The sequence below is a fragment of the Micromonospora globbae genome, from assembly GCF_003610785.1.
In the GTDB taxonomy this organism is placed as follows: domain Bacteria; phylum Actinomycetota; class Actinomycetes; order Mycobacteriales; family Micromonosporaceae; genus Micromonospora; species Micromonospora globbae.
The window spans coordinates 1-1,597 of the sequence record NZ_RAQQ01000086.1; the positions used below are offsets into that span (position 1 = coordinate 1).

General features: G+C 56.6%; 2 rRNA genes. Both read left to right on the forward strand.

Features of this window, described 5'->3' with window-relative positions:
• Positions 1-1,390, forward strand: a 23S ribosomal RNA gene (locus tag D7I43_RS32380); the annotation flags it as partial.
• 89 nt (positions 1,391-1,479) lie between these two features.
• A 5S ribosomal RNA gene (gene rrf, locus D7I43_RS32385) occupies positions 1,480-1,596 on the forward strand.
• Position 1,597: the final 1 nt, after the last annotated feature.

Below are 1,597 nucleotides of genomic sequence, written 5' to 3' on the forward strand. Positions count from 1 at the left end.
AGGCTGAGACGTGATGCCGAGCCGATTCAGGTGAAGTCAGTGATCCTATGCTGCCGAGAAAAGCCTCTAGCGAGTTCCGAGCGGCCCGTACCCCAAACCGACACAGGTGGTCAGGTAGAGAATACCGAGGCGATCGGGCGAACTGTGGTTAAGGAACTCGGCAAATTGCCCCCGTAACTTAGGGAGAAGGGGGGCCGGAGACGTGAAGCCCCGCGCGGGTGGAGCGTTGTATGGCCGCAGAGAGCAGGGGGAAGCGACTGTTTACTAAAAACACAGGTCCATGCGAAGAAGTAATTCGATGTATATGGACTGACGCCTGCCCGGTGCTGGAACGTTAAGGGGACCTGTTAGCTCTTTCGGGGGCGAAGCGGAGAACTTAAGCGCCAGTAAACGGCGGTGGTAACTATAACCATCCTAAGGTAGCGAAATTCCTTGTCGGGTAAGTTCCGACCTGCACGAATGGCGTAACGACTTCCCCACTGTCTCAACCACAGGCCCGGCGAAATTGCACTACGAGTAAAGATGCTCGTTACGCGCGGCAGGACGGAAAGACCCCGGGACCTTTACTACAGCTTGACATTGGTATCCGGATTGGCTTGTGTAGGATAGGTGGGAGCCGGTGAAGCTCGTACGCCAGTGCGGGTGGAGGCAATCTTGAAATACCACTCTGGTTGATTTGGGTATCTAACTTCGGACCGTTATCCGGTTCAGGGACAGTGTCTGGTGGGTAGTTTAACTGGGGCGGTTGCCTCCTAAAGGGTAACGGAGGCGCCCAAAGGTTCCCTCAGCCTGGTTGGCAATCAGGTGTTGAGTGCAAGTACACAAGGGAGCTTGACTGTGAGACTGACGGGTCGAGCAGGGACGAAAGTCGGGACTAGTGATCCGGCACTTGCGTGTGGAAGCGGTGTCGCTCAACGGATAAAAGGTACCCCGGGGATAACAGGCTGATCTTCCCCAAGAGTCCATATCGACGGGATGGTTTGGCACCTCGATGTCGGCTCGTCGCATCCTGGGGCTGTAGCAGGTCCCAAGGGTTGGGCTGTTCGCCCATTAAAGCGGTACGCGAGCTGGGTTTAGAACGTCGTGAGACAGTTCGGTCCCTATCCGCCGTGCGCGTAGGATACTTGAGAAGGGCTGTCCCTAGTACGAGAGGACCGGGACGGACGAACCTCTGGTGTGCCAGTTGTCCCGCCAGGGGCACGGCTGGTTAGCTACGTTCGGAAGGGATAACCGCTGAAAGCATCTAAGCGGGAAGCTCGCTTCAAGATGAGGTATCCCACCACTATTAGTGGGTAAGGCCCCCAGCTAGACGACTGGGTTGATAGGCCGGAGATGTAAGCTCGGTAACGGGTTCAGTCGACCGGTACTAATAGGCCGAGGACTTGACTTACAAAGCTGCTACGCGTCCACTGTGCAACTCCCGACAAACGAACAACACACCCAAACGGTGGTTGGTGTTGTTTGATATGTCGATAGAGTTACGGCGGTCATGGCGGAGGGGAAACGCCCGGTCACATTCCGAACCCGGAAGCTAAGCCCTCCAGCGCCGATGGTACTGCACTCGTGAGGGTGTGGGAGAGTAGGACGCCGCCGGACA